The following is a 22,050-nucleotide window of genomic DNA, read 5'->3' as shown; positions in this document are numbered from 1 at the left end:
TTTATGAATCAGCCATCATCCTGATGTTCCGATTCATGCTTCCTTTCTGCCCGACTAGAATCGTTGATTTTGCCCTCTCAGGCAATAAGGGCTGTAAGCCAAAAGAGAAACGGGTAAGCCATCTCACAGGCATAAAAACACTTAACTCATTCATTAAAAAGAAATTTAACAAGAATATCGGCGAGAGGATAAGTCAAATTAGCGAGATCTCTTACAGTCTTTGTGAGAGATCTCTCACACGCATGTGAGCCATTTAAGCTCTGCGGGAAAATGTTTTTCTGAATAACGGCATCAGGCGGGATAAACAGGGGTCAGCATTGTAAGGAATTCAGATAGCGATGGCGAGAGTATCGTTCTTTTTTTGCTGCCGAACTGCTCCAGAATAACATTCCCCGTCACATTACACAGCGATACGAGATCCAACTCAGAATCGGTCGTCGCCAGAAACACGGTTGGCGTCAGCTTAAGGCGCTTTTGCGTCACCAGATGGCCTATCAGATTTTCCTGCAAACGGGTGAAATCCTCCGGGCTCCAGACCTGTAACAGCGTCAGCGTATTGCCCTGCCATTGCGCTGTCATATCACCAGCAAACTGCGTGGTATAAAACACGTGCGCTTCATGGCGTAGCTGCAACTCCATCGCCCGTTCAACGTTTTGCAGCGTGTCATCGGGGCTGAAAATCTGAGTGAGCCAAAACACCTTGTCTTCATCGGTTTTCACGATACAAGGTGATTCCACACCCAATAATGCTTCACTTGATGGCGGCATCCCGGTTTCCCGCTGCCAGAGATCGACATAACGCTGAGTAAATTCACGCAATGCTACAGAAACTTCAGACTCCATAATTCTCTCATCTTCAGGTAAGGCTGGGTTAAACTAGTCACTATTCCCTATTGTACCGATCTCTTAGCAAGGTGACAGCATGTCCTCTTATCAGGATAACCCCGCACTGGCGCAACTGACGCTGGGCAAAAGCACGGCCTACGTCGATCACTACGACGCCTCCTTATTACAAGCCGTTCCCCGCAGTATGAACCGCGAACCCCTGGGTTTATTTCCGGATAATCTGCCTTTTCATGGCGCAGATATCTGGACGCTGTATGAACTGTCCTGGCTCAATGCAAAAGGATTACCTCAGGTCGCTGTGGGTGAAATCAGCCTGAAGGCCGACAGTCAAAATCTGATCGAATCCAAAAGCTTTAAACTTTACCTCAACAGCTTCAACCAGACCGTATTCCCGGACTGGCAGACAGTACAGGAAACGTTAACACGTGATTTAAGCGCCTGCGCTGAAGGTGAGGTGACGGTAAGCGTCAGTCGCTTGTCAGAAATAGAAGGGTCGCCCGTCGGGCATTTCGCAGGCGACTGCATCGACGATCAGGATATTGAAATCGACAGCTACGAATTCAATGCCGGCTATCTTGCGAATGCTGCGGGCGAAGAGTTCGTCGAAGAGTCACTGGTCAGCCACCTGCTCAAATCAAACTGTCTGATCACCCATCAGCCCGACTGGGGTTCAGTGCAGATCCAATACCGTGGCCCGAAAATCGACCGCGAAGCCCTGCTGCGCTACCTGGTGTCATTCCGTCATCACAACGAATTTCACGAACAATGCGTGGAGCGAATTTTTAACGACATTCTGCATTTTTGTCAGCCAGAGAAGCTCGCTGTGTATGCGCGTTACACCCGCCGCGGCGGTCTGGACATCAATCCATGGCGATCTAACTTCCCGTTTGAACCGGTAACAGCAAGACTCGTCAGGCAATAATGCGAGGCATTGCTCAAGATTTGCGCTAACGCTCTGTGAGTATTGGTAAAAGCCTGGTGACAAGGTTACTGTTAAATCAGAAAGAGATTACGGGGCAAAACAGTACCGGTAATCCTTTCTGCTAACAGACAATTGTTTTTGTTTGCTCACGCTTTGCGACGCAAAAAACATGATCCGAAAAATCATGCATCGCGCCCGGCAGGCAGAAAGAATCACTGCACCCTTAGGTGTCAAGGAGCAACTTTGATTACTCACATCAGCCCGCTGGGCTCAATGGATTTGTTGTCGCAGTTGGAAGTCGACATGCTCAAGCGCACGGCGAGCAGCGACTTATATCGTCTTTTCAGAAATTGCTCACTGGCCGTACTCAACAGCGGCAGCCAGACCGACAGCAGCAAAGAACTCCTCGAACGTTACGAAAGTTTTGATATCAATGTGCTGCGCAGAGAGCGCGGCGTAAAACTCGAGCTGGTAAACCCGCCGGAAGATGCCTTTGTCGATGGCCGGATTATCCGCTCATTACAGGCCAACCTGTTCGCTGTTTTGCGTGACATCCTGTTTGTGAATGCGCAAATCTCTAATAACCCGCGCTTTGAGAACTTCAACGATAACGATTCTGCACACCTGACCAATATGGTGTTCTCCATCTTACGTAATGCCCGCGCACTCCATCTGGATGAAGATCCGAACATGGTAGTGTGCTGGGGCGGGCACTCAATCAATGAGATTGAATACCAGTATGCCCGCAACGTCGGCAGCCAGCTTGGTTTACGTGAACTGAACATCTGCACCGGCTGCGGTCCGGGGGCAATGGAAGCGCCGATGAAAGGTGCGGCCGTCGGCCACGCGCAGCAACGTTACAAAGCCGGTCGTTTTATCGGAATGACCGAACCGTCGATCATTGCCGCAGAACCGCCTAATCCCCTGGTCAATGAACTGATCATCATGCCGGATATCGAAAAACGGCTGGAAGCTTTCGTGCGTATTGCCCACGGTATTATCATTTTCCCTGGCGGCGTCGGCACGGCGGAAGAACTGCTCTATTTACTGGGCATATTGATGGATCCGCAAAACAGCGATCAGGTGTTACCGCTGATTCTGACCGGCCCGAAAGAGAGTGCAGACTACTTCCACGTACTGGATGCGTTCATCAAAGAAACGCTGGGCGAAGAAGCCTCTAAGTTCTATACCATCATTGTTGACGATCCGACCGAAGTGGCACGCCAGATGAAACGGGCTATGCCGCTGGTCAAGGAAAACCGTCGTAACAGCGGTGATGCTTACAGCTTTAACTGGTCGATTCGTATTGCACCTGACTTACAGCATCCGTTCGAACCAAGCCATGAAAATATGGCTAACCTGAATCTTTATCCAAACCAACCCCCACAGGAACTGGCCGCTGCCCTGCGCCGCGCCTTCTCCGGGATTGTGGCCGGTAACGTCAAAGAGTTTGGCATCCACGCCATTGAACAGTACGGGCGCTTTAAGCTGCATGGTGATCCGGCACTGATGAAGAAAATGGACAGTTTGTTGCAAGGTTTTGTCGCTCAGCACCGCATGAAATTACCGGGCAGCGCGTACATTCCGTGCTACGAGATTTGTGCATAGAAATGGATACCCAAACACCTTCGGATGCCCGGTACATGTCACGGTAAGTTTGAAGAATAAGGGTTTTTCAGGGCGACGCGATGTCGCCCTGATTATTATGGAGTTTGTCGATGGCAATACATCTGCTGATTATTGATGCCCTGAATCTTATCCGCCGCATTCATGCGGTTCAGGGTTCGCCCTGCCTGATTACCTGTCAGAATGCGATCGCGCAGCTGATTCAGCATACCCGCCCAACGCACGCTGTAGCCGTTTTCGATGAAGACGATCGCGCTGATAGCTGGCGTCATCAGTGCCTGCCAGATTACAAAGCAGGACGCTCACCGATGCCGGACAATTTGTTTGCAGAAATGCCCAGTCTGAAGGCCGGTTTTGAAGCTCACGGGATCGCCTGCTGGCATTCAGCCGGCAACGAAGCTGACGATCTCGCGGCGACGCTGACGGAAAAAGTCGCCTCCGGCGGTCATCAGGTCACCATCGTCTCAACGGATAAAGGGTATTGCCAGTTGCTGGCCCCTAACGTTCAGATCCGCGATTATTTCCAAAAACGCTGGCTTGATTTGCCGTTTGTGCAGGAAACATTCGGCGTATTACCGCACCAGCTTACAGACTACTGGGGGCTGGCGGGGATCAGCAGCAGTAAAATCCCTGGCGTACCCGGTATTGGCCCAAAAACAGCCGTGACTCTGCTGGCTCAGGCCGGTTCACTGGACGCGCTGTATGACAATCTCAGTGCGGTGCCGGAAAAGTGGCAGTCAAAATTGCGGGAGCATCGGGATCTGGCATACGCCTGCAAACGGGTGTCTGCGCTGCAAACTGATATCGCTCTCGACGGGAATTTACAGCAGTTGCGCTTGCCGTAAGTCTGCCAAAGAAAAAAGGCGCTTCCCGAAGAAAGCGCCTTTTCGCATCATATCAAACGCCATTCAGCGTAAATCAACGATCGCGTTCATCACGACGGCCACCGATGGCGGACCAGAAGCGACGAATATGCACCGTTACCTCTTCCCGGTCATGGTAGAGCTGTTTGGCAAAGATCTCCGCATTAATGCCATTTTCTTTAAGACGTTCATCAATTCGCGCGAGGATGTTAGACACTTCTTCGTAACGCTTTTTCATCGGCAATTTCAGGTTGAAAATCGTCTCGCGGCACCAGCCGTTAACCAGCCAGTCGCACATCAGCGCAGCCACTTTCGCCGGTTTTTCTACCATGTCACACACCAGCCAGTAGTTTTTGGTACTGGTGGACTTGTAGCGGAAGCCATCTTCACGCAAGTGAATAACCTGACCGGTTTCCATCAGGCTTGGCGCCATCGGGCCGTTATCAATGGCGGTAACCATCATGCTGCGTTGTACCAGCTGATAGGTCCAGCCGCCCGGGCAGGCACCCAAATCTACCGCATACATCCCGCTCGCCAGACGCTCTTCCCATTCATCAGCAGGAATGAACACATGGAATGCTTCTTCCAGCTTCAGCGTGGAGCGGCTTGGTGCTTCTGACGGAAACTTAAGACGCGGGATCCCCATGTAATACGGGGAATTGTTATTACTGTAGGAATAACCAACGTAGCAGCAACCTGATGCAATGAAGAAGACGTGCACGACAGGGCGCAGCGGATTTTCACGTTTTCCCAGCACGCGGCGTTCGCGCATCGCGGTACGTAATGGCACTGTCAGTTTGCGACAGAACTTGGTGAGTTCTTTACTTTCATTGGTATCCGGCACTTCTACACGCAGTTCACCACCGTTGGTCACCACGTTTTGTACCATGCCCACGATCGGCGAAACGCGATCTTCCGGCGGCAGATCTTTCAGCAATTCGCCGACGACGATCAGCTGACGAGCAAAGATCAGTTCGCGGAATGGCAGCTCTTTCGCCAGACGATCAGCATCATCAGGCTGATAGCATTCAAACAACACATACCCGCTGTTTTCTTTTACGCGGGCAAAACCGAAGATTTCCATCTTCGCAGCTTTATCTGTGATTTCTGCTGCGCATTCTTTTTCAAAACCCTGACGGCAGTAGAGGGCAACTTTATTCATGGCGTTCGGCCTTTTTCTTCAGACGCAATGCGCCTATCAACATCAAAATCCAACCGACCAGAAACAAGGTACCGCCAATCGGAGTCACAAAAGCAAATAAACGGAGGTGCGACAGCGCCAGACAGTAAAGGCTGCCGCTGAATAACACGGTTCCCAGCGCCAGGAAGGCACTGCTCCAGTAGAACCACACATTACGCTGACGCTGCATGGCAACGCCTAAAATCATCACCGCCAGCGTGTGAATACTTTGGTAGGTCAGCCCGGTGTGGATCCAGGCCATTTCGGCCTCTCCCAGCGACTGGCTCAGCACGTGCGCGCCAAAAGCACCAAACGCCACGTAGATAAAACCGCTTATCGCGGCAAAAATCAGCATTGAACGACTGGTCATTATACGTTACCCGTTATCGTTTTTTAATGATGAAAACGTCTACTCATCCGTCTCATCAGTACGTTCATGGTCATCGGTTTCTGTATTTCAGGTTTCAGGCCTGATCAAACCGAAAGCGCAGTTTTTCCTGCTCACTGGCGGCCCGCGCGAGGATCCACTGACGAAAGGCGGCTATTTTACCCAGTTCTGCCTGACTGTCATGACAAACCAGATAAAAAGCGTTTTTACTGACTAAAACTTCATTAAAAGGACACACCAGACGGCCAGCTTCAATCTCGGTTTGCGCCATCACATTATTCACCAGTGCAATCCCCTGCCCGTGAACCGCGGCCTGAACAACCATCGCACTGTGGCTGAAAATCGGCCCCTGCTGAACATTCACCTGCTGCAGGCCAAGCTGTTTGGTGTAGGCCAGCCAGTCACGGCGCGAGGCATCATGCAGCAGCGTGTGATGGCCGAGATCTGCCGGTTCTTTCAGCAAATTATCGCCCATCAATAAGGAAGGAGAACAAACGGGAATCAAATACTCGGCGTATAAACGCTCTGCACGCAGCCCCGGCCAGCTACCTCGGCCATGGAAAATCGCCACGTCCACATCATCGGACAATTTGTCCTCTTCGCGGTCTACGGCCTGAATGCGTACATCGATACCCGGATAAGCTGAGTTAAAGCCAGACAATCTTGGCACCAGCCATTGAATCGCAAAGCTTGGCGGCAAACTGACGGTCAGTGCGCCTTTTGCACTGCGGGCCTGAAGTTTGCGTGTCGCTTCGTTCAGAGACGAGAATATCTCTTTAATATCGAGGTAATAGCTCTGCCCTTCTTCGGTCAGTAACAAAGAGCGATTTCGGCGACGAAACAGTTTTAGCCCCAAAAAGTCCTCAAGTGACTTGATCTGGTGGCTAACAGCAGCCTGTGTGACAAACAATTCCTCCGCCGCTTTAGTAAAACTAAGGTGACGCGCTGCGGCGTCAAACACGCGCAGTGAATTCAGAGGGGGTAAACGTTTTGACATAAATAAGAGACTTCTTATGTGGCGGTCAGCGGAACCCCTGTCAGGAGGTTCAGATATTAGTTTTTTTAATCCGAGACATTATAATTTGTCCGTTGAGGATGTACAGGCAAAAACCTATAGTGGCGCCACTTCCTGAGCCGGAACGAAAAGTAGATTGGTATGAGGATGCTGAAATACTTTTGGCTTGTGGTTGTGATGTTGTGTTTGCAATTGTCCGGCAATCCGGACACGTAGCTTGAATGCTACAAACTTTTCACTTCCTGTACATTACCCTGTCTGTCCAAAGTGATTTTTTAGCACCGCATTTTGCGGTGCTTTTTTTTGCCCGAATTTTGGGATGCCTGCCAATGAGCGCCCTTCATATGTGACAAAACCGGCTACGTCGCATACGTATCCGGTTTTGTCGTGAGGCGCAGTGAGGTTACCCGAAGGTGGTGTCACGCAAGGGATTATTTCCCTTCGGCCATTTCTTTCACTTCAGATTTATTGATCTGCTGCTTGTTGCCATACGCATCGGTATAACTGATCATACCGGTATCACTGTCAGTGCTTGGTTTGCCTTCAGCAACGATTGTACGGCCATCGTTGGTGTGCATCACGTAGTTGCTTGAACAGGCGGCAAGTGTTGTGGTCAGCAGTGCGGCTGAAATTACGGCGACGATCTTTTTCATTGTAGACTCCTTGCAGATTAAAATGCTTTCAATTCCCGGGAAGCCCCCAGGCTAATTTGTCTAGTGTTCGTAATTCAGCATAACAAACCTCTGATATATTTCCAGGTAACCATTCCTAAAATGAATAGGTGGTTTGCATTAGCTCAAAGTTTGTACTCTTTACCCTGAAGCCGAAGGATATAACCTCGCATGACCGACTTTAACGCCGCTGATTTCCGGCGACACTTCCCCGCCCTGTCGCAGGGGCAGTGCTACCTCGACAGTGCAGCCACGGCGCTCAAACCGCAGGCCGTGATTGACGCCACTGTGGATTTTTATTCACAGGAGGGGGCGACAGTCCACCGCAGTCAGCACCGTGCGGCACAAACACTTACTGATGCCTACGAACAGGCGCGCGTACAGGTGGCTGACTGGATCCATGCGCCATGCGCAGAGAACATTGTCTGGACACGCGGCACCACCGAGTCAGTCAATCTTGTCGCGCAAAGCTATCTGCGCCCGCGGTTGCAGGCCGGAGATGAGATTATTGTCAGTCAGGCCGAGCATCACGCGAATCTGATCCCCTGGCTGATGCTGGCAGAACAGTGTCAGGCGCGGGTTATCACGTTGCCGGTAGACGAGCGAGGTATTGCAGATATCAGCCAGCTTCCCGCCCTGCTGAATACCCGCACGCGTCTGCTGGCGATCACACAAATGTCGAACGTCACCGGCGGTATGCCCGATCTTTCACTCGCCATTAAACTGGCACACGCCAACGGCACGCCGGTTCTGGTGGATGGCGCACAGGGCGTAGTGCATTGCCCGCCGGACGTACAGCAACTTGATATCGACTTCTATGCTTTTTCTGGCCACAAGCTGTATGGCCCGACGGGGATTGGCGTGTTGTACGGCAAAACAGAATTGCTCGACAGCATGGCGCCCTGGCACGGCGGCGGAAAAATGCTGACCCATGCGACAATGACCGGCTTTACGCCGCAGAAGGTGCCCCATCGCTTTGAAGCAGGTACCCCCAATATTGCCGGCGTGATCGGCATGGCCGCTGCGCTGACCTGGCTGAAAACCCAAGACCTACAGGCTGGCGAGAAACATGCGCAAAACCTGGCTGCAATGGCGGAGAAACAGTTGTCGCAGATTGAAGGTTTTCGAAGTTTCCGCGCACAGGACGCTTCGCTGCTTGCATTTGATATTGCCGGCGTGCATCACAGCGACCTGGTCACCTTACTCGCGGAGCAAGGCATTGCGCTGCGCGCCGGGCAACACTGCGCGCAGCCACTGATGGACGCACTGGGCGTCAAAGGAACCCTGCGCACATCATTCGCGCCCTATAATAATGAAAAAGATGTCGCACGCCTGGTCGGGGCGGTAAAATATGCGATGAGCCTGCTGGCTGATTAATCACATTTCTGAGACATACGCTTTTTAAGGATCACAATGCTCGCGCCACACCCTTTTGGACAGGAAATTACCGAAGCTTCGCTGACAGAAAAATTTGCTTCATTTCGTCAGTGGGAGGACCGCTATCGCCAGTTAATTCTGCTGGCGAAATCTCTGCCACCGCTGGAGGCATCATTGAAGGTACCGGAGAATGAGCTGTCGGGATGCGAAAATAGGGTCTGGCTGGGAGCGGAAAAATCAGAAAATGGAAGAATGCATTTTTACGGTGACAGCGAGGGACGGATCGTCAAAGGTTTGCTGGCAGTGCTGCTGACCGCCGTAGAAGGCAAAACGCCAGACGAGATCCTGAGTCGGGATCCGCTGGCGTTATTCGATGTGCTGGGCCTGAGGGAGCAACTGAGCACCAGCCGCTCCAGCGGGCTGAACGCGCTGGCTGAAGGTGTTTTACATCTCGCCCGTCAGGCAGACTGAGCCTGACGCTGCTGTTTTGCCATCATCTTCTTAAGAACATGAGAAACCGCGACAAAACCAAACGTGGCGGTGACCATCGTCGCCGCACCAAAACCTGAAGCGCAGTCCATACGTTTCGGGCCTTCTGCCGTCGCGCGCGATGCGCAGACTGAACCATCCGCCTGCGGGTACATCAGCGGTTCGCTGGAAAATACACAGTCAATCCCAAGCTTACCTTTACTGTTCTTCAGCACGTTGAAATCGTTTTTCAGGCGCTCACGCAGTTTGGCTGCCAGCGGATCCTGTATGGTTTTCGCCAGGTCCACGACGGCGATCTGCGTCGGATCGATTTGTCCGCCCGCCCCGCCGGTGGTCACGACCGGGATCTTAAAACGACGACAGTATGCCAGCAGCGCGGCTTTTGGCCGCACGCTGTCGATGGCATCAATCACGTAGCTAAATCCCTTGTTGAGCATTTCAGCAACATTGTCCGGCGTAATAAAATCATCGATACAGGTCACTTTGCATTCCGGGTTTATCGCCAGAATGCGCTGGGCCATTACTTCGGTTTTCGCCTGCCCGACATTTTCCCGCAGAGCGTGGATCTGCCTGTTGGTATTGGTCACGCACACATCATCCATATCAATGAGCGTAATGGCGCCAATTCCGGTGCGGGCCAACGCTTCCGCAGCCCAGGAACCCACTCCGCCGATACCAATCACGCAGACATGTGCCTGTGAGAATAACGCCAGTGCCTGCTGACCATAAAGACGTGCAGTGCCGCCAAAGCGTTGCTGGTAGGCGTCGGAATATGTTGCTGTCATGACCTTCTGAACCTCAATACGTGTCGAAACTTAATTTGGCTGAGCATAGGCTGTGAACAGCGGTTTGCCATTTTGCGCTGATTTTAACACCCAGACGCGGCCATAGTGGTTATAAAATCCTGCTGAGTGTCCGGCATCGGTACCAATCCCCTGATACATATCGAAATGTTGCCCTTTAATGGCACCGCCGACGTCCAGCGCAACCATCAGACGCATATGGTATTTACCGGTGAACTTACCTTTATCATTCAGCTCCGGCACCTCCGCCAGCAGCGTGGTTCCTGCCGGGATCAGCGAGCGGTCAGACGCCACGGATGCTTTGGCAATCAGCGGCACGCCGCTTGCGCCACGAACAGGGGCAAAAGGTTCAGGTTTAAAGAATACAAATGAGGGATTCTGTTCCAGCAACTCACGGACTTCAGCGGCACTGTGCGTATCCGCCCACTGGCGGATCGCCTGCATCGACATATTCTCACGCGCGACTTCGCCACGATCGATCAGCACCTTACCGATACTGCGGTAAGCGTGACCATTTTTCCCGGCATAACCAAAGAACATGTACGGACGCCCGTCGCCATAATCCACATAGCCGCTGCCCTGCACTTCCATCATGAAGTTATCCATCAGGGAGTTAGTCCAGGCCACTACGTAATTTTCACTCAGTGCACCTGAGTAAATCGAGGCGCGATCAGGCAGACGTCCACGTTTAGGCGGCATACGGTACAACGGATACTGGAATTCACCCTGACGCGTGTAACGCGCCTGTACCACCGGCGTATAATAGCCGGTCAGTTGCACGTTACCGAAGTTATCAGCCCCTTCCATCTGATAAGCGCTGATACCGTACTGGCTCAGGTTGCGGGTATCAGCACCGGAACGCAGCCATTGCTGGACGGCCTGGAAAGTGGGGTTATTTCTGCCATATAAGGAAGAAGAGGCAATTTGTACCGCGGCGACCTGATTGGAGTAATCCAGGGCATTGACGGGTTTGCCTGTCGCATTCGGCTCATTGACGTATTCAAGCGCGTTATCAAGCCGCCCGTCTTTATACTGCTGACCCCGGTCGGTCGGGCGCGAGGAACAACCTGCAAGCACCGCAACAACCAAACCACCCAGCAGAAATTTACTCCAACGTCCTTTCATTATTGCCGCGCTCTCTTACTTTCATGGGAATTGACTGGCGAAACGATAACAAACGGCCTATCAGAAAGGAATTGCAATAGCCGAAAAAAGTGCCCTCGGCCAAATTGGGAAGCAATAGAGGAATTTATGCCTAAAAAGTCAGCAACCAGGTGGTTTATTTGAATAAATCCAAATAAAGGGTTGCGCGAAATCTCATGGGGAGTATAGTTCGCCTCCATCGGACGCGGGGTGGAGCAGCCTGGTAGCTCGTCGGGCTCATAACCCGAAGGTCGTCGGTTCAAATCCGGCCCCCGCAACCAATTCGATTCGCAGGCAATAAAATGCCCGATTGAATTGAACGATGAAGTAAAGAAGTAAGAAGTGCTACGGACGCGGGGTGGAGCAGCCTGGTAGCTCGTCGGGCTCATAACCCGAAGGTCGTCGGTTCAAATCCGGCCCCCGCAACCAATTCGAGACTTATGCTTATTACGCTGAGTTCGAATAATGTGAAGAAGTAAATGCAGTATTAAGTAGTGACGGACGCGGGGTGGAGCAGCCTGGTAGCTCGTCGGGCTCATAACCCGAAGGTCGTCGGTTCAAATCCGGCCCCCGCAACCAACTACTAAAATAATCAGTAAGACGTAAACATCAGGCACCTTAACGGGTGTTTTTTTGTATCTGAAGATTGAGTTAACAGCGCACCAGCCCCGACATTTTTCCTCACATTATCCTTAATATCCAATTCATTGCAGGCACTCAGCCATTGGCGAAATGCGCCTTAATCCCCGCCAGTATTGATTCTGCAACCTGCTGCTGAAAATGCGCGGTGCGCAGTTTTTTCTCTTCATTGATGTTACTGATAAACGCGGTTTCCACGAGAATCGACGGAATATCCGGCGCTTTCAGTACCGCAAAACCGGCCTGATCCACTTTGTTTTTATGCAGCGGGTTAATCTTGCCCATCCGTGTCAGCACTTCTTTGCCAAATTTCAGGCTGTCGTTGATTGTCGCGGTCTGCACCAAATCGAACATCGTATGGTCGAGATACTTATCGCCACTTTTACTGACACCGCCTATCTGATCGGATTCATTCTGAGTCTGCGCAAGAAAACGTGCTGCTGAGCTGGTAGCGCCCTTGGTCGACAGAGCAAAAACGGATGAACCTTTGGCGGCACGGCTGGTAAAAGCATCAGCATGGATGGAAATAAACAAATCAGCCCGCAACTTTCGTGCCTTGGCGACCCGCACTTTCAGCGGAATAAACACGTCTTCATTACGGGTCATGTAGGCTTTCATGTTCTTTTCACGGGCGATCAGTTTTTGTAAACGACGCGCGATCTGTAAGACAACGTCTTTTTCACGGGTCTTATATTTGCCGATTGCGCCGGGGTCTTCACCGCCATGACCGGGATCCAACATAATGACCAGAGGGCGGCTGTGCCCTGCCTGCCCATCTTTCGCCGTTTCCGGCGGCAATGTTCTGGCCACGTCCCCGCGGTTGTAATCTTCCAGTAATGCCAGCAGCGGATCATCCTCAGCGCTGACCGCCCCCTCTTCAGGGTACAAATCAACCACCAGACGATTGTGGAACTCTGCGACCGGTTTGAGTGTAAACACATGGGGATTGATGGGGCGCCTGAGCTCAAGCACCATGCGCACCGTTTGGGCATCAAACTGACCTACCCGCGCCTGGCGAATGTACGGGTCGGTTTGCTGAACTTTTTCGCCCAAACCTTTGAGCACGCTATTCAGTTGTACACCCTCAATATCCACAACCACACGCGCAGGTGAACTCAGCAGAAACTGCTTATACTTCAGAGGAGTACTGGATTCCAGAGTGATGCGGGTGTACGTCGAGGAAGGCCATATGCGCACGGCGATAACCTGTGAACTGGCGGCAAACCCCACTTTACTCACACTGAGCATCCAGGAAGCCGCTACGGTCTGAAGAAGTCGTCGTCTTCCGGGGTTGTGGTTATCGTCAGTCATGCAATCTCAAACAGGTTACAAAAATCAAAAGTGATGATAAAAAACTCAGTTTGGGAATTTTAACTAATCCTTCCCTGCATGTCATTCCTTAACATTATTTTGATAAATCAATTTGTTGAGTGTTTGTAATCGTTGTTAATAGAAAAACAGAGATTTCTTACTTGCCACACAGCCTCAAAAGAATAAAAATACAAAAATTACGAATAAAAATTCAAATGAGGTTTTGCCGTGAAGGAACGTAGCACTGAATTGGTCCAGGGATTTCGCCACTCCGTTCCCTACATAAATGCTCACCGTGGCAAAACATTCGTTGTCATGCTCGGTGGTGAAGCCATTGAACATGAGAACTTCAGCAACATCGTCAATGATATCGGGCTGTTACATAGCTTAGGTATCCGGCTGGTGGTGGTGTATGGTGCCCGTCCGCAAATCGATGAGAATCTGGCAGAGCATCACTGCGAGCCGATTTATCATAAAAATATTCGTGTTACCGATGCCCGTACACTCGAGCTGGTGAAGCAGGCTGCGGGGTTGTTACAGCTGGATATCACCGCCCGCCTGTCGATGAGCCTGAATAATACTCCGCTGCAGGGTGCGCACATCAATGTTGTTTCCGGTAACTTTATTATCGCGCAACCCCTGGGCGTAGATGACGGTATCGACTATTGCCACAGTGGCCGTATCCGTCGCATCGATGAAGAGGCCGTTCACCGCCAGCTCGACAGCAATGCCATCGTGCTGATGGGGCCGGTAGCCGTATCCGTTACCGGAGAAAGTTTTAACCTGACGTCTGAAGAAGTGGCGACGCAACTGGCCATCAAGCTGAAAGCCGAAAAGATGATCGGTTTCTGCTCGTCGCAGGGCGTGATTAATGAGGAAGGGAATATCATTTCTGAGTTGTTCCCGAACGATGCGCAGCAACGCATTGATAAGATGGAAGCCAGCGGCGATTACCTTTCGGGAACAGTGCGTTTCCTGCGTGGCGCTGTTAAAGCCTGCCGCAGCGGTGTGCGTCGCAGCCACCTGATCAGCTATCAGGAAGACGGTGCGCTGATTCAGGAACTGTTCTCGCGTGACGGTATCGGTACCCAAATTGTGATGGAGAGTGCGGAGCAGGTACGCCGTGCAACGATCAACGATATCGGCGGGATCCTCGAGCTTATCCGCCCGCTTGAACAACAAGGTATTTTGGTTCGTCGCTCCCGCGAGCAGCTAGAGATGGAAATCGATAAATTCACGATTATTGAAAGGGATAACCTGACCATTGCCTGTGCGGCGCTGTATCCGTTCCACGATGAAGGTATCGGGGAAATGGCCTGCGTGGCAGTTCATCCTGATTACCGCAGTTCGTCACGCGGTGAAATGTTGTTGCAGCGGGTGGCCAGTCAGGCAAAACAAATGGGGCTGAACCGCCTGTTCGTGCTGACGACCCGCAGCATTCACTGGTTCCAGGAACGCGGCTTCAAACCGGCTGAAGTTGATGTTCTGCCGATTCAAAAGCAGGAAATGTACAACTATCAGCGCCGGTCGAAGATCTTAATTTCCGAACTGTAAGCGCTCTGGTGCACATACTAAAAAGGGCGCAAATGCGCCCTTTTTAGTTTCCCCGCTCACTAATCTCACATTAATGTGAAGTCTGAGATTTCAGGGTTTGCTGCAGTGTCGAGGTGTCGGCATAGGTTTTGAACCCTTCCGGCGCCGCATACTGCGGCGTCTTACTGTCATTGCCGGAAACTTGCGACAACATCGCCAGTCCGTCCTGTTTAATCACTGCCTGATGGAAGTAGTCCGCCAGCTGCGTCTGCGTCAGCCCCGCAATGACTCGAATGACGTTGGTGCGCGTATCAAACTGCGCATTCCCACGGCTGAAATCATTGCCCAGGCGGTCTGACTCTTCATCCAGCGTTTGCGGACGCTGCTGCATTTCATTCACCAGACCCTGTTTGTACTGAACAAACTCGGCATCTTTCATTTCCCGCAAACGCTTCTCAGCCTGTGGGTAAAAGGCCAGGTACCGCTGATACAAATAGTCCGGTTGCTTACTGTTACTTTGCAGCAGGAAACCAATACCCCACTGTTTGCCAACAGGAATGGGGAAGGCGAACACCGCGTAACCCAGTTGCTCCTGGGTGCGCAGCTGGCTATAGAACCATGGCTGGATGATTTGCCCGAGCAATGCGCTGTAGCCCATGCTCTGAATTTCATCATAACCTGTTGGCACATACACGGCGGCCAGCGCCGAGTCAGAACTGCTGCCCGTCCGCTGAATATTGGCTTTCAACGGCTCCGTGACGACGGCCTGCGTTCCACGCCACCACTGTGTGCCGTGCGCCCCCAGCTTCTGCATAATCTGCAGGGACATGGCTTTCACCTGATCCCCGGTCATATTCCCCACCACCATGATCTCAACGGCGGCGTGGTGAATAAGTTGCTCACGGTAAGCGTTCACATCTTCCAGTGTGATACCCGCAACCAGTTTCTCCCGTTCTGAACGTTCGGTGTAAGGTACCCGCGACAATAACTGAACCGGCTGCAGCGCCAGTTCGAAAGCTTTACCTTTATCCGCCGATGCCAGACGTTCCAGATACCACGATTTCGCCTGATCCAGCTGTTCCTGCGTCGGTTTAAAATCAGGGTAACTCTCCACCAGCGTAGCCAGCAGATCTGGCAGACATTCGGTGAAACCGCTGGCGGTAAACTGCAGTCCATTATCCGGCGACGTCCCAAAACTCAGCCCGCCGATAGAAGCCTGATAACTCAGCTGATCAAATGCCACACCGGTCAGATAGTCAGTCAGACCGTAAAGTACCTGGTTTTTCGCCGTACTTAACGCCTGCTCATTGCGAAAAGAAACCGTCACATTGGCTTTGGGCTCATCGGCAAAGTAGCGGCTTGGCATATAGAAAACGCGCAGGCCTTTATCTTCAATCAGAAGTTCAGGTTTGGTGGCCGTGGCGTTTTTAGTCACCAGCGCCAGCGAGTCGGGAATATAAGGGTTCAGCTCAGGCAGAGAAAGTTTGATGTCCTTCCCCAGCGCTTTCCATTGTTCATAGGTTTGCGGTGGGACTTTATCAACCTGATAAGGCGCATTCACAAAATAGGCAACTTTGTTGTGCGGCTCGTTGGGACTGATAATCCAGTAACGCGCATTCTGTGGGGTCATTTCATCCAGACGCGATTCAATCGCTTTAGGATCATATTGATCCGTCAGATATGGCGAATCCAGAACGTGTTCAACCGGTACGCGCAGCATGGTATCCACCAGCCATTCAACGTAGTCCATATCCCGCGTCAGCGCGGGATACCGGAAATCAAGCGCCATCACATGCGCGATTTCATCAAAATAGCTTTTGTTAATGCCCTGCCCGCGCATCTCCTGGAGATAACTGAAAATGGCGGCAATCACTCTGTCGCGCTCAGCCAGACCTTTGTCCGTCAGGGATACCGAAATGTTAAATACGCCCTGATTGCGGTTAACCATCGGGTCTGCCCCCGCACTGATACCGTCGGAGTAACCTTGCTTTTGTAACCAGTCAGATAATGTATTCAGGCTGCGGTTTCCGATCAGATAGCTGATATAGGTATCTGTCTTACTGCGAAACGCTGCGCTGTTGTTATCAATGGCAAACTCTACGCGCAATTCTTTGCGGGGCTGTGCCGGAACAAAATGGATATATTCACCTTTTTGCTCGTCCGTTAATGTGGGAACGGTAATCGGTGGTACTGCAGCATGATGATTGGCAATACTCCCGAAGGTATTCCCGGCCAGCTCAGCCAGCTCCGGCAACGGCTTATTACTATAAATCACACCGACCATCAGATTCGCCGAATAGTAACGGTGATAAAATTCCGTCAGTTTCTCGTGCAGATTGCTGCCTGGTTTGTCTTTCAGAGTATCCAGATTCCCGCCGGAATAACGGGAGCCGGGATGCGCGGGATTTAGGGTTTCAGCCCGCACCTGGGCCATACGCATTCCATCGCGCGAGCGCGCCATGGTCAGCTCAGCATTCACCGCGTTACGCTCGCGATCGCCGTTGGCAGGATCCAGTGAAGGTTCACCAATAGCATCGGCAAGGCGATCTACCGCTTCCGGCAGGGCATCATTTTCAACTTCCAGATAAAAGGCTGTGCGGTAGGAAGCCGTGCTGCCATTGTGGCTGCCGCCGTGTTTTTTGAGGAATTCAGAAAGGCTTTCAGGCTGAGGATATTTTTTTGAGCCCATCAGCAACATGTGTTCGGTGTAGTGAGCCAGACCTAACTGTGAATTCGGGTCTTCCAGCGAGCCTACGGGGATAGCCAGAGCGGCAAGTGACTTGGGCGCCTCAGGATCAGAAACCAGCAAAACCGTCATATCATTGGCCAGCTTTATCGCCTGATACTGACGCGGGTCGTTCTGACTTTTATTGATAGCTTGTGCATAAGGCTGCCAACCGGCAGCGCTTGAAACAACAGGGGCCCAAAAGGTCAATAACAACAGTAACCCTGAAATTCGGGTAACCTGTTTTAACATTGCCACTCTCCCTCAATCAAATAAACATGCCACGTGGGCAAAAATAACGGTTCACCAACTGATGAACCTCAACCTGCTGTTTTATGCCGTTGAGTCTGATAAGACCCCGCGGATGCAGGATAGTTGTCACAATCTCAGTACCGTGATGTGCATTCTGGCGTAATGTCACAGTTTGCGACCTGTCGCGATATTACACGCCCGGTTAATTCCTCGGTCTTAAACCACTCTATGCAGTTGGGCTGCTATTGCAAGCGGCTTGGCGGTATTTTTCCTGCTTAGCCGGCGGGGTTCCCCGTGCCAGGCTCACAAAGTAAACGTTGTAAACGTGCCTGATAATGTGTGGGAGTCAGGATCACCACGTTAATCCGCTGGCAGCGTTGCCCCACGGGAAAGACCGACAACTGATACTCCCAGCCTTTAATTTGCGGTTCAGTCACGTTTCCGGTGGCCGAATAGGCTTCTAACTGTGAGTGAGCCTCCGACCACGCCTGCTGCACCTGCCACTGACGCATAAAGCCATGACTCAGTGACTGAAAATAATTAAGCAATCCCAGAACAGATACCGAAAGCAGCAGCGCGGCGATCAGCGCTTCCGGCAGGCTAAACCCCTGCTGATTCTTCTCAGCCTTATTCATTGCAAAACTGCTCATCAGCTTCCGGGCAGAAATCCAGCCAGCCTTGTCTGAGAGGTGAAAAAGCCAGTGAACCGTCCGCTTGTTTTTGCATGCTGACCTGTTGATAAAGCCTCACAGGTTCCCCACCTTGGGCCAATACACCTTCCCCGCGAACCACAAAAACGTCAATTCTCAGCGAAGGGCGTACACATGCCCGCCCGGATCCGGCGCCAACAACGACTGCCGGGACGTCCTGACATTGCCACTTAGCATCATTGAACGCCTTCCAGGGCTGGCTGACTCCCCAGCTTAATGACGATGCGGCATTTTCCCAGGCGATCACATAACGGTGCTGGTTTGAGGTCAGCGCCAGTCCGGCGGAAAGCTGTTGCTGTAAAGCATTAAGGGCAATGATCCCCAACCCCATCATCACCATGATGCTTAAAATCATGGCACTGCCCTGCTGGCGATCAGGATGATTTTTCGCTGTGTTCTTTTCCAATGAGTTCACAGAGAATGCCCTGCAATCTGAGCGTCAACCTGCCGGTGAATAAGCGGGTTTTTACTCCAGTGGGCGTCAATTTGCAGAGAAAACAAGTTTCCTGAATGCAGACCAGAACTTTCAGTTACAACAAATTTCGTGACGGTGACTTCCGCCGGATCGAGTAATTTCTCCCACCCTGAACTGCCGCACGACTCTGTGCCACGCTGCATTTCAATCCCTCCCTGTCGCAGGCGATAACCAAAATACTCTGATTCCGCGGTGCCCGGTTTCTCCCAGCGCCCGTTGCGATTCAGATCATAGATGACAATGATGCAGGAACCCGCGGGCTCACCGGACGCATTGCCGATGATGACTGTTTTGCCCTGACAGATACCATTACAAAACCCGGCGCGCCGCACATCTTTTTCGATGGTAAAAGCGGTCTGATGCAGTAACTCCTCAAGCTGATAATGTCTCCCCAGGCTTTGGCTGCGCTGGCGCATCAGCGGATAAATTTGCGCGGCACTGAGCATAAGCATACTGCCGACACCCATCGCCATCATCACTTCCGGCAGGGTGAATCCGTTGGCACGATGATGAATCACTGGCACACACCGATGCCCAGTACAGGCTGATTCTCGCTGCAGATACGCAGCCGCCCTCTGGCTGAGAGCACCACGCGCAAACTTCCGGCGGTATTTTTTAACGTCAGATGCCCTGCCAGTGCGGCATTACGCAGCCCGTAAAAGCCCATCGATTTATCGGTAAAATCGAGCAATTCTATATCCGCTTCGCCGACAGCAAATACTCTGCCACTGGCCGCATGGCAGTCGGCCGGGCGCAGCCCTGCGCCCACGCAACCGGCGGTTCCACCGATGGCCCACAACACGGCGGAGCGATTGTAATTATTGGCTTCGGCCTGCAGGCCATAGAGATATAAACGTAACTGCTGAGCCTGTTGCTCAAGCTTTAACGCCTGCTGGTAACCTCGCCAGCTGTGCAATCCCCAAAGAGTGCACATTGCCACCAGCGCAACGACGACCATCATTTCTATCAGCGACATTCCCTGCTCCCCTGAACGTTCGTTTTTTTTCATGCGGTCAGGGTAAGCATTTAAATTTTCGGTGCCACAGGCAAAAAACCTTTCTCCGCGATGCCTTCAGAAGAAAATGTGCAACAAAGCACCCTAAACAAAAATGTTGCGGGGCGTCTCGCAGAAACAATAGTCAGGGCGAAATAGCGGTGGGAATCGTCAGAAAAAAGCGTAGAAAGTGGCGCAACAGAAAGGCGGTACGTCAGAGGGATCGCTGCCTGACGCGGGGTCAGGCAGCAGACGATCAGATAGCGACAGGTGCTTTGATTGCAGGATGCGGGTCGTATCCTTCGATTTCGAAATCGTCGAAGTTGTAATCAAACAGGGAGGCAGGTTTGCGTTTAATAATCAGTGTTGGCATTGCGCGAGGTTCACGGCTCAGTTGCAGATGCGTCTGTTCCATGTGGTTGTTGTAGAGATGGGTGTCACCACCGGTCCAGACAAAATCACCCACTTCGAGATCGCACTGTTGCGCCATCATATGTACCAGCAGCGCATAGCTGGCGATGTTAAACGGCAGGCCGAGGAAGATATCGCAAGAGCGCTGATACAGCTGGCAGGACAATTTACCGTTCGCCACGTAAAACTGGAAGAAGGCATGGCAAGGCGCCAGCGCCATCTGATCCAGCTCGCCCACATTCCACGCCGATACGATGATACGACGGGAATCAGGGTCGCTTTTCAGCTGATTGATAACATTCGTCAACTGGTCAATCTGCTTACCGTCGGCTGCGCCCCAGGCGCGCCACTGTTTGCCATATACCGGGCCGAGATCGCCGTTTTCATCGGCCCATTCGTCCCAAATGCTGACGTTGTTTTCACGCAGATAGGCGATATTCGTTTCACCTTTCAGGAACCACAGGAGTTCATGAATGATTGAGCGCAAATGACAGCGTTTGGTGGTGACCAGCGGAAAACCTTCCTGCAAGTTGAAACGCATCTGATGACCGAAAATCGACAATGTGCCAGTACCCGTACGGTCGGCTTTAGGTGTGCCTTCATCGAGCACTTTCTGCATTAAATCCAGATACTGTTTCATGTTACCTCACGACAATTGTTTCTGCGGACGACGATATGCCCAGACCATCATAATCAGGCCGATGGCCACCATCGGGATGGACAGAACCTGTCCCATGCTGATGACGCCGTCGAACAACCCAAGCTGTGCATCCGGCTGGCGGAAGTACTCAACGATAATGCGGAATAAGCCATAACCGATCAGGAATAAACCTGATACCGCACCTATCGGGCGTGATTTGCGGATAAAGACATTCAGGATGATAAACAGCACGACACCTTCGAGCAGCAATTCATACAGCTGAGAAGGATGACGCGGCAGCACACCGTACTGGTTCAGCAGCGGCTGCCATTTAGGATCCGCAGCGGCAATGGCGATATCTTCCTGACGGGAACCCGGGAAAAGCATTGCCCATGGCACATCGGTGGTCACACGCCCCCACAGCTCGCCGTTGATAAAGTTGCCAAGGCGACCGGCACCAAGACCAAACGGGATCAGTGGCGCGATGAAATCTGCAACCTGGAAGAAATTACGTTTGGTGCGGCGGGCGAAGACCAGCATCACAACGATCACACCAAGCAGACCGCCGTGGAAGGACATACCGCCGTCCCACACTTTGAACAGATAGAGCGGATTGTCGAGGAACAGAGGCAAATTGTAGAAGAATACGTAGCCAATACGGCCGCCAAGGAATACGCCAAGGAAACCGGCATACAGCAGATTTTCAACTTCGTCTTTTGTCCAGCCACTGCCCGGTTTGTTCGCACGGCGCACGGCCAGCCACATTGCGAAGACAAACCCGACCAGATACATCAGTCCGTACCAGTGAAGGGATACCGGTCCGATAGAGAAAATCACCGGATCAAACTGGGGAAACGCCAGATAGCTGTTGCTCATCTATCACCACAAATTGTTTATTGTTTTAGCCCGGTTAGGGGTCAGCAGGAGGCGAATAGTAGCATAAGCCGGAGGTTTTCCGTGGCTACGCCGGGGGAAAAGTTCTGTAAAAAATCGTCTCAGTTTGCCCGGCCTGAGATGCGGGCTTAAACGACGCGACA

The 22,050-nt window shown here is 51.9% G+C and carries 21 protein-coding genes and 3 tRNA genes; 9 read left to right on the top strand and 15 right to left on the bottom strand.

Features of this window, described 5'->3' with window-relative positions:
• Positions 1 to 291: 291 nt before the first annotated feature.
• Complete coding sequence (gene syd, locus ACO0U8_RS21465) at positions 292 to 843, bottom strand: SecY-interacting protein (RefSeq protein WP_136376287.1); 552 nt, start codon at positions 841 to 843, stop codon at positions 292 to 294.
• 79 nt (positions 844 to 922) lie between these two features.
• Here syd and queF point away from each other — a divergent pair, with 79 nt between their 5' ends.
• The 3 genes from queF (at position 923) to xni (ending at position 4,239) form a co-directional block, all read left to right on the top strand.
• Positions 923 to 1,768: an NADPH-dependent 7-cyano-7-deazaguanine reductase QueF gene (gene queF / locus ACO0U8_RS21460; protein ID WP_421671597.1), complete on the top strand. Its 846-nt coding sequence runs from the start codon at positions 923 to 925 to the stop codon at positions 1,766 to 1,768.
• A 243-nt stretch (positions 1,769 to 2,011) separates the two neighbouring features.
• A complete protein-coding gene (gene ppnN, locus ACO0U8_RS21455; protein WP_122096996.1) occupies positions 2,012 to 3,376 on the top strand; it encodes a nucleotide 5'-monophosphate nucleosidase PpnN in 1,365 nt (454 codons plus the stop codon).
• Positions 3,377 to 3,486: 110 nt separating this feature from the next.
• Positions 3,487 to 4,239 carry a flap endonuclease Xni gene (gene xni / locus ACO0U8_RS21450; protein ID WP_122096997.1) on the top strand — a complete coding sequence of 251 codons (753 nt, stop codon included), beginning with the start codon at positions 3,487 to 3,489 and terminating at the stop codon, positions 4,237 to 4,239.
• 73 nt (positions 4,240 to 4,312) lie between these two features.
• On the opposite strand, the gene rlmM is transcribed toward xni, so the two are convergent.
• The 4 genes from rlmM to ACO0U8_RS21430 all read right to left on the bottom strand — a co-directional run bounded on the left by rlmM (position 4,313) and on the right by ACO0U8_RS21430 (position 7,493).
• Positions 4,313 to 5,419 (bottom strand): 23S rRNA (cytidine(2498)-2'-O)-methyltransferase RlmM, encoded by a 1,107-nt coding sequence (rlmM, locus tag ACO0U8_RS21445; RefSeq protein ID WP_056781775.1) that lies wholly within the window; start codon positions 5,417 to 5,419, stop codon positions 4,313 to 4,315.
• A complete protein-coding gene (locus tag ACO0U8_RS21440) occupies positions 5,412 to 5,807 on the bottom strand; it encodes a DUF423 domain-containing protein (RefSeq protein WP_056781778.1) in 396 nt (131 codons plus the stop codon). Before ACO0U8_RS21440 ends, rlmM begins: the two co-directional genes overlap by 8 nt.
• A 94-nt stretch (positions 5,808 to 5,901) precedes the next feature.
• Entirely contained in the window at positions 5,902 to 6,822 is a 921-nt protein-coding gene (locus tag ACO0U8_RS21435) for a transcriptional regulator GcvA (RefSeq protein ID WP_421671596.1), read from the bottom strand.
• Positions 6,823 to 7,271: 449 nt separating this feature from the next.
• A complete protein-coding gene (locus ACO0U8_RS21430; protein ID WP_056781782.1) occupies positions 7,272 to 7,493 on the bottom strand; it encodes a YgdI/YgdR family lipoprotein in 222 nt (73 codons plus the stop codon).
• A 189-nt stretch (positions 7,494 to 7,682) separates the two neighbouring features.
• Here ACO0U8_RS21430 and csdA point away from each other — a divergent pair, with 189 nt between their 5' ends.
• Positions 7,683 to 8,888 carry a cysteine desulfurase CsdA gene (gene csdA / locus ACO0U8_RS21425; protein ID WP_421671595.1) on the top strand — a complete coding sequence of 402 codons (1,206 nt, stop codon included), beginning with the start codon at positions 7,683 to 7,685 and terminating at the stop codon, positions 8,886 to 8,888.
• Positions 8,889 to 8,924: 36 nt separating this feature from the next.
• The gene (csdE, locus tag ACO0U8_RS21420) at positions 8,925 to 9,359 is read left to right on the top strand and encodes a cysteine desulfurase sulfur acceptor subunit CsdE (RefSeq protein ID WP_421671594.1); all 435 of its coding nucleotides are present in this window, start codon (positions 8,925 to 8,927) and stop codon (positions 9,357 to 9,359) included.
• On the opposite strand, the gene tcdA is transcribed toward csdE, so the two are convergent.
• Both tcdA and mltA read right to left on the bottom strand, forming a co-directional pair.
• Positions 9,347 to 10,162, bottom strand: coding sequence for a tRNA cyclic N6-threonylcarbamoyladenosine(37) synthase TcdA (tcdA, locus tag ACO0U8_RS21415; RefSeq protein WP_421671593.1), 816 nt, complete (start codon positions 10,160 to 10,162; stop codon positions 9,347 to 9,349). The genes csdE and tcdA overlap by 13 nt on opposite strands.
• Before the next feature lie 30 nt (positions 10,163 to 10,192).
• Positions 10,193 to 11,305, bottom strand: a complete 1,113-nt coding sequence (gene mltA, locus ACO0U8_RS21410; RefSeq protein ID WP_056781790.1) for a murein transglycosylase A — start codon at positions 11,303 to 11,305, stop codon at positions 10,193 to 10,195.
• Between the two features lie 222 nt (positions 11,306 to 11,527).
• On the opposite strand from mltA, the gene ACO0U8_RS21405 reads away from it, so the two are divergent.
• The 3 genes from ACO0U8_RS21405 (at position 11,528) to ACO0U8_RS21395 (ending at position 11,902) form a co-directional block, all read left to right on the top strand.
• A tRNA-Met gene (locus tag ACO0U8_RS21405) sits at positions 11,528 to 11,604 on the top strand.
• 71 nt (positions 11,605 to 11,675) lie between these two features.
• A tRNA-Met gene (locus ACO0U8_RS21400) sits at positions 11,676 to 11,752 on the top strand.
• A 73-nt stretch (positions 11,753 to 11,825) separates the two neighbouring features.
• Positions 11,826 to 11,902: transfer RNA gene (locus tag ACO0U8_RS21395), tRNA-Met, on the top strand.
• Positions 11,903 to 12,040: 138 nt separating this feature from the next.
• Here the strand turns inward: ACO0U8_RS21395 and amiC are convergent.
• A complete protein-coding gene (gene amiC, locus ACO0U8_RS21390; protein ID WP_056781791.1) occupies positions 12,041 to 13,273 on the bottom strand; it encodes an N-acetylmuramoyl-L-alanine amidase AmiC in 1,233 nt (410 codons plus the stop codon).
• A gap of 228 nt (positions 13,274 to 13,501) precedes the next feature.
• Here amiC and argA point away from each other — a divergent pair, with 228 nt between their 5' ends.
• Positions 13,502 to 14,827, top strand: coding sequence for an amino-acid N-acetyltransferase (argA, locus tag ACO0U8_RS21385; protein ID WP_056781792.1), 1,326 nt, complete (start codon positions 13,502 to 13,504; stop codon positions 14,825 to 14,827).
• Positions 14,828 to 14,897: 70 nt separating this feature from the next.
• On the opposite strand, the gene ptrA is transcribed toward argA, so the two are convergent.
• From ptrA to lgt, 7 genes are all read right to left on the bottom strand, one after another.
• Positions 14,898 to 17,783 carry a pitrilysin gene (ptrA, locus tag ACO0U8_RS21380; protein WP_421671592.1) on the bottom strand — a complete coding sequence of 962 codons (2,886 nt, stop codon included), beginning with the start codon at positions 17,781 to 17,783 and terminating at the stop codon, positions 14,898 to 14,900.
• A 275-nt stretch (positions 17,784 to 18,058) separates the two neighbouring features.
• A complete protein-coding gene (locus tag ACO0U8_RS21375; RefSeq protein ID WP_238485140.1) occupies positions 18,059 to 18,433 on the bottom strand; it encodes a prepilin-type N-terminal cleavage/methylation domain-containing protein in 375 nt (124 codons plus the stop codon).
• Entirely contained in the window at positions 18,411 to 18,848 is a 438-nt protein-coding gene (locus tag ACO0U8_RS21370) for a YgdB family protein (RefSeq protein WP_421671591.1), read from the bottom strand. The genes ACO0U8_RS21375 and ACO0U8_RS21370 overlap by 23 nt, the downstream gene beginning before the upstream one ends.
• Positions 18,849 to 18,904: 56 nt before the next feature.
• Positions 18,905 to 19,444, bottom strand: coding sequence for a prepilin peptidase-dependent protein (locus ACO0U8_RS21365; protein WP_156362063.1), 540 nt, complete (start codon positions 19,442 to 19,444; stop codon positions 18,905 to 18,907).
• A 38-nt stretch (positions 19,445 to 19,482) separates the two neighbouring features.
• Positions 19,483 to 19,977 (bottom strand): prepilin peptidase-dependent protein, encoded by a 495-nt coding sequence (locus tag ACO0U8_RS21360; protein ID WP_122097002.1) that lies wholly within the window; start codon positions 19,975 to 19,977, stop codon positions 19,483 to 19,485.
• Between the two features lie 241 nt (positions 19,978 to 20,218).
• Positions 20,219 to 21,013 carry a thymidylate synthase gene (thyA, locus tag ACO0U8_RS21355; RefSeq protein ID WP_056781802.1) on the bottom strand — a complete coding sequence of 265 codons (795 nt, stop codon included), beginning with the start codon at positions 21,011 to 21,013 and terminating at the stop codon, positions 20,219 to 20,221.
• A gap of 6 nt (positions 21,014 to 21,019) precedes the next feature.
• The gene (lgt, locus tag ACO0U8_RS21350; protein ID WP_217203825.1) at positions 21,020 to 21,889 is read right to left on the bottom strand and encodes a prolipoprotein diacylglyceryl transferase; all 870 of its coding nucleotides are present in this window, start codon (positions 21,887 to 21,889) and stop codon (positions 21,020 to 21,022) included.
• Between the last annotated feature and the right edge of the window lie 161 nt (positions 21,890 to 22,050).

It is taken from the genome of Rahnella sp. EDr1-12, assembly GCF_049206505.1.
Lineage (GTDB): Bacteria > Pseudomonadota > Gammaproteobacteria > Enterobacterales > Enterobacteriaceae > Rahnella > Rahnella rivi.
This window is presented reverse-complemented; position numbering and strand designations above follow the sequence as displayed.

What these genes read in the sequence shown, in the direction of transcription:
- xni (WP_122096997.1), top strand. Translation starts at nt 3,487, where the DNA reads ATGGCAATACATCTGCTGATTATTGATGCCCTGAATCTTATCCGCCGC.
- ACO0U8_RS21440 (WP_056781778.1), bottom strand. Translation starts at nt 5,807, where the DNA reads ATGACCAGTCGTTCAATGCTGATTTTTGCCGCGATAAGCGGTTTTATC.
- tcdA (WP_421671593.1), bottom strand. Translation starts at nt 10,162, where the DNA reads ATGACAGCAACATATTCCGACGCCTACCAGCAACGCTTTGGCGGCACT.
- ACO0U8_RS21370 (WP_421671591.1), bottom strand. Translation starts at nt 18,848, where the DNA reads ATGATTTTAAGCATCATGGTGATGATGGGGTTGGGGATCATTGCCCTT.
- ACO0U8_RS21435 (WP_421671596.1), bottom strand. Translation starts at nt 6,822, where the DNA reads ATGTCAAAACGTTTACCCCCTCTGAATTCACTGCGCGTGTTTGACGCC.
- ACO0U8_RS21365 (WP_156362063.1), bottom strand. Translation starts at nt 19,444, where the DNA reads ATGATGGCGATGGGTGTCGGCAGTATGCTTATGCTCAGTGCCGCGCAA.
- csdE (WP_421671594.1), top strand. Translation starts at nt 8,925, where the DNA reads ATGCTCGCGCCACACCCTTTTGGACAGGAAATTACCGAAGCTTCGCTG.
- csdA (WP_421671595.1), top strand. Translation starts at nt 7,683, where the DNA reads ATGACCGACTTTAACGCCGCTGATTTCCGGCGACACTTCCCCGCCCTG.
- queF (WP_421671597.1), top strand. Translation starts at nt 923, where the DNA reads ATGTCCTCTTATCAGGATAACCCCGCACTGGCGCAACTGACGCTGGGC.
- mltA (WP_056781790.1), bottom strand. Translation starts at nt 11,305, where the DNA reads ATGAAAGGACGTTGGAGTAAATTTCTGCTGGGTGGTTTGGTTGTTGCG.
- rlmM (WP_056781775.1), bottom strand. Translation starts at nt 5,419, where the DNA reads ATGAATAAAGTTGCCCTCTACTGCCGTCAGGGTTTTGAAAAAGAATGC.
- syd (WP_136376287.1), bottom strand. Translation starts at nt 843, where the DNA reads ATGGAGTCTGAAGTTTCTGTAGCATTGCGTGAATTTACTCAGCGTTAT.
- ACO0U8_RS21360 (WP_122097002.1), bottom strand. Translation starts at nt 19,977, where the DNA reads ATGAAAAAAAACGAACGTTCAGGGGAGCAGGGAATGTCGCTGATAGAA.
- amiC (WP_056781791.1), bottom strand. Translation starts at nt 13,273, where the DNA reads ATGACTGACGATAACCACAACCCCGGAAGACGACGACTTCTTCAGACC.
- lgt (WP_217203825.1), bottom strand. Translation starts at nt 21,889, where the DNA reads ATGAGCAACAGCTATCTGGCGTTTCCCCAGTTTGATCCGGTGATTTTC.
- ACO0U8_RS21430 (WP_056781782.1), bottom strand. Translation starts at nt 7,493, where the DNA reads ATGAAAAAGATCGTCGCCGTAATTTCAGCCGCACTGCTGACCACAACA.
- ACO0U8_RS21375 (WP_238485140.1), bottom strand. Translation starts at nt 18,433, where the DNA reads ATGAGCAGTTTTGCAATGAATAAGGCTGAGAAGAATCAGCAGGGGTTT.
- thyA (WP_056781802.1), bottom strand. Translation starts at nt 21,013, where the DNA reads ATGAAACAGTATCTGGATTTAATGCAGAAAGTGCTCGATGAAGGCACA.
- ptrA (WP_421671592.1), bottom strand. Translation starts at nt 17,783, where the DNA reads ATGTTAAAACAGGTTACCCGAATTTCAGGGTTACTGTTGTTATTGACC.